Source organism: Vibrio cincinnatiensis DSM 19608 (assembly GCF_900167345.1).
Taxonomy (GTDB): domain Bacteria; phylum Pseudomonadota; class Gammaproteobacteria; order Enterobacterales; family Vibrionaceae; genus Vibrio; species Vibrio cincinnatiensis.
This window is the reverse complement of record NZ_FUXB01000028.1, coordinates 1-9,510: the sequence shown is the minus strand read 5'-3', so window position 1 is coordinate 9,510 and position 9,510 is coordinate 1. Positions and strand designations below refer to the sequence as shown.

Genomic DNA, 9,510 nt, shown 5'->3' with positions numbered 1-9,510 from the left:
CACTATGATGCTGTAGGTCAGTTAACTCGAGTGACCACCCGTAAGCGGGAAGAGAAATACCAGTACGACCCTTTTGGTAACCCGAGTGACGCGCAGAGCCAATGCAGCGGTGATAAGCTGTTGGAACATGGTGGCTGGCGTTATCAGTATGACGCTCAAGGTAACCAGAGCCAAGCGGAAGGGGAAGGTCAGGCTCAGCATCGCCGCTTTAACGCATTGAATCAATTGGTGGCCGTGGAGAACAATGGCGGCTTATCCCACTATGAATATGATGCTTTAGGGCGCCGTAGCCGCAAAATCACTGAAGCGGGGGTGACGGAATTTATTTGGCATGAGAGCCAGTTAATTGGCGAATATCATCAAGGTCGATACCGTTGGTATGTTTATCAACCTGATAGCCATATACCAGCCTTATTGTTGGAAGACGGCCAGTATTATGTGTATCAGTGTGACCACCTAGGCACGCCGCTCAGGTTAGTGACGCCTGAAGGTGACGTGGTGTGGCAAGCGCACTACGAGACATGGGGTGAAGCCAAGATAGCAATCGAGCGTGTGGTCAACCCGCTGCGTTTTCAGGGGCAATATTACGATGATGAAACGGGGCTGCACTATAACTTAGCCCGTTATTACGACCCGCGCACAGGCCGTTTTATCCAACCAGACCCGATTGGTTTATTGGGTGGGTTGAACCACTATCAGTACGCGCCCAATCCAGTGATGTGGATAGACCCGACAGGGCTGTGCGCAATAAAACAGCGGCCCGCCAAAATGGGCTATCCATTGCCGATGCTTCCAAGCTGATTACCACCTAGGCCGTTAAAGGTGAAGTGTTAACTATGGCGCAAAGCTTGGGTACAAAGGCCGTTCTTGCCGGTGCTGCCGCCGCTATCGGAGGCTCTGTCGTTGGCTTACTGGTTGCAATAGGTATTACTGCCTTTAACGCTTTACCCAAAGCCGCTGGCACTATGCTGGAGCTGCCTAGCATTAAGGGCGGCAATCCTGTAGCTAAGCATGGTATGGATCAGGTTATTGATGGTATAGAAGCGCAAAAGGCTGAAGATATAGAAACCCTGTCAAATGTCTCAAAGGCTTATAATGGTTAATGCAAAAGTATCGCTTACAACAGTCTTAAAGCTGTTACCCGTTTTAATAATTGTGCTTGTTGCTCTGCTTAGCAGTTGCAAGTCTGAAGGAAAAAATATGAAAGCCGAGTTATTTTTTGATACCGAGATGGTGAAACTGCTACGCGTCATTCAACGTCAGGATGCTACCAACGCTAAGTTACTATTGGCTCAGGGTGTCGATTTAAATATTGTTGGCGATGAAGGTATTACACCGCTGCTCTGGCTTATTATGCAAAAAAATGTCAGTGCTGTTGAATTGGCCCTACAACTGGGCGCAGATGCCAACTTTCCTGCCATGGTCACCATAAACCGTGAAGGACCAAAACCAGCACAACCATTGGCGATTATTGCCGGTGATGGAGATAATCAACTATTTAGTTTATTACTAAAATACGGCGCTAGCCCGGACTCCCGAGACGAATCTACTGGCCAACCCGCTATCTTTGGCACCATAGGGCATGATAATTGGCAGCAATTCAATCTACTGTTGGAGTATGGTGTTGATATTAATGCTACAGATAATTCAAAACGTAATGCTGCGTTATATGCAGCTTCTCTAATGAAATATGACTTTGTAATCAAAATGCTGGCATTAGGTATTGAATATGATATTCCTAACAAAGGCGGTGTTACGTTAGCGCATGCGATAGAAACCGATTTCAACAACCATCGAAGAAACCCTAACTTTAAGCTCAGCGATGAAGTGCGCCTAGCAAAAAAGATGCTGGAAGATAAAGGAATAAGCTTTCCCCCGCCAACGCCAAAGGAAATCAGAGCGCAGCGTAATCAATAACGGAGTTAATTTGATGCGGTTGATGCTTAAGCTTTTGCCTTTTAATGGTTCTCAATCAATGATATTTTGCTTCTCTGTTCACAAAGCATAAGTGTGCAAGTTCTTTCAGCGCTTATATTTATTGAGCAGGTTTAATGTTTTGCTGACTTCAGGGTATCGACCTCAATATCCGTGGCGATGAAGGTATTACACCGCTGCTCTGGTTTATTATACAAAAAGACGCTAATGCTGTTGAATTGGCATTGCAACTGGGCGCGTAAGCCAACTTTCCTGCCATGGTTACCATAAACCGTAAAGGACCAAAATCAGCACAACCACTGGCGATTATTGCCGAGGATGGTGCCAACAAGCTGTTCGCATCGCACGGTTTCTTATCATTATCAACCCAATGGTCTGTTGAGTGAACAAACTCAAAAGTTACACGCCTTGGCTTACTGTTACGACCCACTACCACTATGATGCTACCCGAGTGATACACAGAGTCAATGCAGCGGTGATAAGCGGTTGGAAAATCGCGGCTGGCGTTATCAGTATGGCGCTTAAGGTAACCAGAGCCAAACCAAAGGTCAGGTTCAGCTTCGTCGATTTAACAGATTGAATTTATTATATTTTTCGATATTTATTAACAATAAAGAATGAGAATATTACTTTTATACTAATGGAGATAATAAGGGGAAATAGGGTTATTCCCCCTTATTTTTAATAATTATCTCCAGTCATCATCAAGAAATGTGCGCCCTTCGAGTGCGTAGGGGTCGTCATCAAAAGGATGTTCCATTTCTCCACGTAACTGCTCTAATTGCTGCTCAAGCTGATTGACGGTTTGATAATCGCCTTCTGAACAAGCCACATAGATTTGTTGTTCGAGTGCATCAATGCTGTCTCTAATGCTCATCTCACACCTCCTGTTATTCACTTGAGTTGGGAGTGTCACTGATCGTCTTGGTTAGTATATACCCAGTTGATCAGTTTTGCTGAGATGTCCCTCAATGTGAACAAGCGGGCTATGGCACCAATTCAAATTGAGGGTATTTCTATAGGTATTAACGATTTTCGAAGCGGTTATAGTCGAGTAGACCAAATTCAATCGGCTGATCTTGCTGATACCAAGCGTGGACTTTATCACTAAAAGACCAAAAATCATCAGCGCTACGACGGACAGCGAACCGGTCCAGCAATGCGACATAATCTTGTTCATTACTTAAACGTTGTAACCGTGACACTAATTCTGGTATTTGTTGTTCATTGAGCTTTAAGTAAGCTGCTGGATAACTACCCACAACGCCTCGCACTAGGGTTAGGTCATCATTAGCATAATCACGGTTTTTTTCTTCATCAAACAGGCTAGAGATATTGGTATGCGCGTTTTTATGCAGCAGCGTAAACAATTGCGATTGCCCATCGAGGTTGTCGATCATCAACATTATGATTTGCGGGATTGCTTTTAATCCAGAACCTTTAATTTTATTGATACTGGCTAGTGCTTTTTCATGCTCAGGGAGTAATCCGGTATCCACAATCTCATAACGCGTGCTTAAAATCGGATGCACATGCGCTTTTAGCTTATCGAATAGCTCGGATTTGTACTGAGTCGTGGTGTAATTCACCTGGCTTGGTTGATCAAATGGTGTGACATTTCTCAATAAAAAATCAGACAGTTGTGGGCTTTGATCTTGGTACCAACTGGACATTTCTATATGACGAACCTCACGAGGTAAGAAAGAGACAAAGTTGCTTTCTCCTTCCATACGTAAAAAATCCATAAACATGCGGGTAATTAATTGGTGGCCAAAATTACCATATACATCAAAACCTGCGACCAATAAGTAATGAATGCGTTCAAGTAGTGCATAGTCAATCACCCATGCGGTTTTGGGTTTTTCCCCAACCAAACCTTGCACGACGGAAGCGCTGTCAAAGTGACGGAAAATCGTTAATGCTGCATTCGGGTTGGTTCCATTACCATCCCAAATGAGATTGGTGGTTAAGTAGGTGCCATCTTTAAACCAATGATTGATGAATTCGGACTTCGCCTCTAGATACCGCGCTTGTTGCTTGGCATAGCGAACCCAATGCGTTAATGGCAGTGTATTACTTTCTAACTCTGCGGGCAGTTTTAAATTTTCTGCTTGAGATCGATAGAATTCATTCACTTCAGGTATATCGGCTTTATCAGGGTCTAAGAAAAAGACCCAGAAACGGTCGTTAATGACATTGAGTGCTAACTGTCCTCGGCATACAGGGCCTTTAATAAAGGCCATCACGGTATTTTGCGCATTATCAAGCATAAACTTGAAGCGTGATTTTACGGGTAAATCAATAAATGCCGTCATGGGGTTGGCAGCAATGGAAGGTTGATAGCTCGGCAGTTGAGTGACGGAATAATCAGCGTCAATAAACCATGTTACCCAATCTGTGAGCCGCTGTGGATAGAGGGCATAAGGCATATGGGTTTTATCAACGATGGTCTCTTGTTCGGGAATCAAACGATAGTAGACTCGCTCAACGTTTGGATCATCATAAGGTCGGCGAGTAGCAATCCGTTTTACGGGGTGACCCGGAGGGGTTGCCGAACGAACGAGTGTAAAAAATCGAGGTTCTGCTAGATCTGAAAAATAGAGGTGAGAGAGAAATAAATGCTCATAAATATAGCGAGCTGCTAATTGATTCTTTAGCGCGTCCGCATTCAGAAAAGCTTCATATTGTGCGACTAAACTTTGCTGCTGCTTGGTGAGTGGAAGGTGGGCATTCATGATTGCGCCATTTTCTAACCAGGTCATTAATGTTTGGTAATCGGATTGAGCTAAGTTGGGCATCCCAAATGGCATTCCCCAGTCAGGGTACTGGGCTTGGTATTGCTCATAGTCTTCTATCGCAACGCATTGTTCTTCACGATCAATTGAGAAGTCAAACCCTTCCAACTGAGTTTGTTTCGGGAGGGGATGGGCCTCTTTCTGCATCAATAAACGAGCCATCAAACCAGCTTGCAAATTGGCATTGGGCGACTGTTCTCGTTCATTGAGGATAGGGTGGAAATTAAACTCCCGCCATTCTTTAGTGCGTTGTGCATCTTCAAATAACCGAGTGGGGGATGCCGCCGTTAAGCGTGTACCTTGGTAAACTTTTTCTTTACTGGCACCTCGATCAATGCCTTCAACGGAAGACATCTTTAGTTGGCATGGCGCATCGTAGCAGGCATGGCAGACTACACAACGTTTATCAATAATCGGTTTGACTTGATCAAGAAAAAAATGAGCAGTAGCGGAATCTAGAGGAGCTTGTCGCTCTCTTACTTGGGGCTTTCCAAACAGTTGATCATAGTTGAGGCTTGCTAAAACAGCACAACCAGAGAAAAGGGTCACCAAGCTAATAATGAAGAGTTTGCGTAAGTTCATTTCGCCATAGAATTAATGGAATGTGTGCTAAGTATACGCAAGCATAAGGGGGGCATGCGAATATTTTGCTTTGATGGTATGGGAACTATCTAAGTAGGGAGCGTTTTTTTTGTTTTGGCAAGAATAAGTTATCAGAGAGGGAAATAGCTGTTATTGATGGCGTGCTATTCATTTGTGCTGGTGATATGTGCAGTGTCAATTACAGTGGTCAGTCAGAAGCACGTAAAATATCATAATAGAGATTTTTTCAGGGCGTACAAATCTCTATTATCGCGGCGTATCTGTGGTAAAGCACGTAAACTAAGTGGTAAACATTATTATGAATAAGAAAGCAGTAAAAATAGCAGTCGTCACGGCTCTAGGTGTTAGCATACTAACGGGTTGTATGGGGCAAATGGCCACGACTGGGCTGGTGACAAAAGCTAATTTAAAGGTTGTTGACAACCGATATGCGCGTGAAGGTTTGTTCTTACTACTTGCTCCTGTTTATGGTTTAGCCAGTGTGGCAGACTTACTGATTTTCAACTCTATTGAATTTTGGACAGGGACTAACATTATTACAGGAAAATCACCTGCGGTTGTGGATATGCCTGCTGATGCCATTATTAAAGTGAACGATCAGCTAAACAGCGGTTTGACGGATGCACCATTGCAGACCCAAGTGTTGCCGATTGAAAAAGCGACCATGCAACAAATAGATGAGCAGACTCTACAAATGGAAGTGACTTACGTTGATGGTACTCATAAAGTGCTTCGTGGTACAAAAGGCGAAGAAACGGTGGCGTTCTATTTAGATGATGAACTGGTCACGGTTGTGAGTAATCAAGAGTTGGATGCCTATATCCAAGCCTCTCAGATTTAATCACCGCCATGACCAACTCTTAACCTCCCGTTCACGGGGGGTTATTTTTTATCTGAGTGCTTTAAAAGTAACCTATTGATATCATTTTGTTTATTTTACGAGCAAACAAAACAAAATCTAAAAAAAAGACTTTTCTTTTCTCATAAATATGGCAATATACATCCCGTAAGCAAGCCAGACCAAACAAAGCGTGCGTCGTATAATGGCTATTACCTCAGCCTTCCAAGCTGATGATGCGGGTTCGATTCCCGCCGCACGCTCCAATTGCTTTTATCACTATAAATTCCCTCATTTTTAATGTTAAGCGCTTATGGCGTTTTTTTTCCGATTCTTTTCCTATGATGAAACGTACTCGTACGTAATCTCCTAATTCATCTCTGTTCTTTTCTTGTTCTCGTCTTTGGACATTTCTCTAATGTTTTTTAGTGATCGTTCACTAGATAAATATGTCTATTAGGACTGCTATTATTAAACAATAATGGCGGTAGCCTCTATGGTAAAAGATTACTTTACAAAAGATCATGTAAATCTAAACAACGCTTAGCTGTTCTGTATAGAATACAACCAATATTTATCTTTTCCATTATTAATCTTTGTGTTTTCTTATAAGCTTTTAGATAAAAGAAAGTCAAACTACGATATAATTTTGAAGGAATATCCTGAAAATGGAATGTTCTCATTGACAAAGAGTGAAGGGCTCTTCTCCGTGCTTTATAAGAGTATGGTTAACGATCTCACATAATTTATAAGTAGTTTAATCAGTTCAATGTCACTGTTGTTTGGTTAATCATTGACAGTATAAATAATGATTTTAATATGATGATTATCAATCAGGATAATGAGTTTTTCTTGGAATGATTCATGGTGTCATCATTCATTTATTCCGTTAATTTAAATGATAGCTTTTAAGAGATAAAAGTAGACCAAGCAGTAAACATTGGATTTTTATCGTAAGGTGTCGAAATTTCTCATGTTTAAAAACTTAAAAGTTGCAACTAAAATTGCACTTGGATTTGGTTGTGTGATTGTACTTCTTTCTGTGGCAGTTATGATTACATTATCCAGTCTGAATGATGCAGATGATAGTATTGATAATTATCAGTTATTGGTTAATCAAAATAATCTGGTTTCTGATATTGCTTCAAAGATTTATTCAATTGATAGTTCTGTTGAGAAATATATCTTATCTAAAGATGATTCTTTTCTTAAAAACTTTTCAAGTGATTTAATCGATGTTCGTGGTCAGATTGATTCTTTAAGAAGCCGCCTTCGTAAATCAGAAAATAAAGAAAAAATTGATATTGTTAAAAAATCAATTGTAACCTATGAAGGTCGAAGTAAGGATATTGTTAATTTATATCATAAAGAGTCAACACTTTATGAATCTGAAATTTCTCCAACAATGAAGGAAATAAGTCATTACATCGAGATGTTACAAGCTTATGCTCTTGATATTGATGATGACTCATTAACGCTGTCCTTATCTAAGATAGCAACAGACATGGAAATCACTTTTAGTAAATTAGATATTTTCATTGCTACCTCACGAGAGCTTGAGTTTAATAAATTTAACGAGCAAGTGCGCATTGTTGAACAAGAGTTGGGCGCTATTGCTAAAAAATTATCGGCGAATGAGCATTATGTCTCGTTGAATGAGAAATTCCGTTACTTAGCTCAAAAAGCTAATATTAGTAAAGGAATTGTAGATGATATTGATCTTGCTAACAGTAATATTGATGTTACCAGTGATGAGCTATTTACCGCTATTAAGGGAGTAGAGCAATCCTTTAAAGAACAGTTGGATGATCTTGGTGCTAGTGTTATTGAGTCTATCTCAAGTAGTATCCAGTTCAGTTTGGTTTTTTATGCGATTGCTGTCATCGCTGGTCTTATTAGTACCTATATTATTACCATTAATATTACCAAGCCGATTTATCTTGCTGTTGATTTCGCAAAAAAATTAGCAGATGGTGATTTGTCTATTCAGGTAGGGAAAACCAGTGAAGATGAAATGGGAATGTTGCTGAATGCTGTTCAAATGGCCGCTTCTCGTTTAAATCGAATGATGATAACGATTACTCGTGCTAGTGAAGAGCTCGCTTCCTCTTCTCAAGAACTGGCCGTTGTGACCGAGCAAACGACCAGTGGGATCATGTCGCAAGAAGAAGAAACTGAACAAGTTGCGACCGCTATCAACCAAATGACGGCAACCGTTGCTGAGGTGGCCAATAATGCGGCGCAAGCTTCGGACTCCGCTCATGTGGCTGCGAATGAAGCAGAAAATGGCGCTAAAATTGTCAATAATACCGTCAATTCAATTGACACATTAGCTCAGATAGTGAACGACTCTTCCGATAATGTTCACCATGTTGAACAGGAAGTGCTTAATATCAGTTCTATTCTCAATGTTATTAAAGAAATCGCCGATCAAACCAACCTACTTGCTTTGAATGCGGCTATTGAGGCCGCTAGAGCCGGAGAGGCTGGGCGAGGTTTTGCTGTTGTTGCGGATGAGGTTCGCTCACTGGCATCTCGTACTCAAAATTCAACATCTGAAATTGAACAGATCATTGTTCAGCTCCAACAGGGAACACAAGTTGCTGTCGATTCGATGAAGCAGGGGGCGGTACAAGTTGATGAGTGTGTCGATCTTGCTCGCAGAACCAGTGCTGCTCTCAATTCTATTACTGAAGCGGTAGATGTGATTGCAGAGATGAACATTCAGATTGCCAGTGCCTCTGAAGAGCAACGTTCTGTTTCTGAAAGCATCAATCAAAATATTATTAATGTTAAGCACGTTGCTGAAGAAAATGCTGCTGCGGCTGATCAAACACGCGCTTCTAGTACCGATATTGCTCGTCTTGCTAGCGAGTTAAAAACGCTTGTGGAAGAGTTTACGTTAGCTTACTAGACATTTTAGACCACCTTATCAACAACTCGTGCAATATGGGTTGTTGATGGTGAATATTCGCTATGCAATGAACAATAGTTGAAGGGCTTTGATGTGATGGACGCACCTCCCTTCTAGCGTCGTTGTGCCAAACTAATAGTACAACCATTAAGAGCAGGAGTAACAAGTATGTCTATTAAAGTTGTCGGTATTGATATAGCGAAAAATCTCTTCCAAGTGTGTGTTCTGGGTACAAATGGACAAATTTTATCAAACAGAAAGGTAAAGCGAGATAAGCTTCTCGATACTGTCCGCCAACTACCAGAGCAAACTGCTCTAGCAATGGAGTCATGTGCAACTTCTCATCATTGGGGCAGAATATTTCAAGAGCTAGGATATACAGTGGCTCTTATTCCAGCTCAGCATGTAAAACCATTTGTTGGGCG

General features: G+C 41.6%; 8 protein-coding genes and 1 tRNA gene. 7 read left to right on the top strand and 2 right to left on the bottom strand.

The genetic code is table 11. The features are described from left to right. The 3 genes from B5D54_RS16220 to B5D54_RS16215 all read left to right on the top strand — a co-directional run. A partial coding sequence (locus B5D54_RS16220) for an RHS repeat domain-containing protein (RefSeq protein ID WP_176129404.1) occupies positions 1–801 on the top strand: 801 nt, incomplete at its 5' end. 35 nt (positions 802–836) lie between these two features. After that, positions 837–1,103 carry a hypothetical protein gene (locus B5D54_RS17265; RefSeq protein ID WP_158116481.1) on the top strand — a complete coding sequence of 89 codons (267 nt, stop codon included), beginning with the start codon at positions 837–839 and terminating at the stop codon, positions 1,101–1,103. Between the two features lie 97 nt (positions 1,104–1,200). After that, positions 1,201–1,917, top strand: coding sequence for an ankyrin repeat domain-containing protein (locus B5D54_RS16215; RefSeq protein ID WP_238843259.1), 717 nt, complete (start codon positions 1,201–1,203; stop codon positions 1,915–1,917). Positions 1,918–2,623: 706 nt separating this feature from the next. Here B5D54_RS16215 and B5D54_RS16210 read toward each other — a convergent pair. Both B5D54_RS16210 and B5D54_RS16205 read right to left on the bottom strand, forming a co-directional pair. Beyond that, positions 2,624–2,812 carry a hypothetical protein gene (locus tag B5D54_RS16210; protein ID WP_078927584.1) on the bottom strand — a complete coding sequence of 63 codons (189 nt, stop codon included), beginning with the start codon at positions 2,810–2,812 and terminating at the stop codon, positions 2,624–2,626. Positions 2,813–2,960: 148 nt separating this feature from the next. Next, complete coding sequence (locus B5D54_RS16205) at positions 2,961–5,312, bottom strand: fatty acid cis/trans isomerase (RefSeq protein ID WP_078927583.1); 2,352 nt, start codon at positions 5,310–5,312, stop codon at positions 2,961–2,963. 319 nt (positions 5,313–5,631) lie between these two features. Here B5D54_RS16205 and B5D54_RS16200 point away from each other — a divergent pair, with 319 nt between their 5' ends. From B5D54_RS16200 to B5D54_RS16185, 4 genes are all read left to right on the top strand, one after another. Further along, entirely contained in the window at positions 5,632–6,174 is a 543-nt protein-coding gene (locus B5D54_RS16200) for a DUF3332 domain-containing protein (protein ID WP_078927582.1), read from the top strand. Positions 6,175–6,362: 188 nt separating this feature from the next. Then, positions 6,363–6,437, top strand: a tRNA-Gly gene (locus B5D54_RS16195). Positions 6,438–7,144: 707 nt separating this feature from the next. Then, positions 7,145–9,085 (top strand): HAMP domain-containing methyl-accepting chemotaxis protein, encoded by a 1,941-nt coding sequence (locus B5D54_RS16190; RefSeq protein WP_078927581.1) that lies wholly within the window; start codon positions 7,145–7,147, stop codon positions 9,083–9,085. A 168-nt stretch (positions 9,086–9,253) separates the two neighbouring features. Further along, positions 9,254–9,510, top strand: a 257-nt coding sequence (locus tag B5D54_RS16185; protein WP_139364798.1) for an IS110 family transposase, incomplete at its 3' end; no start/stop codon positions are given.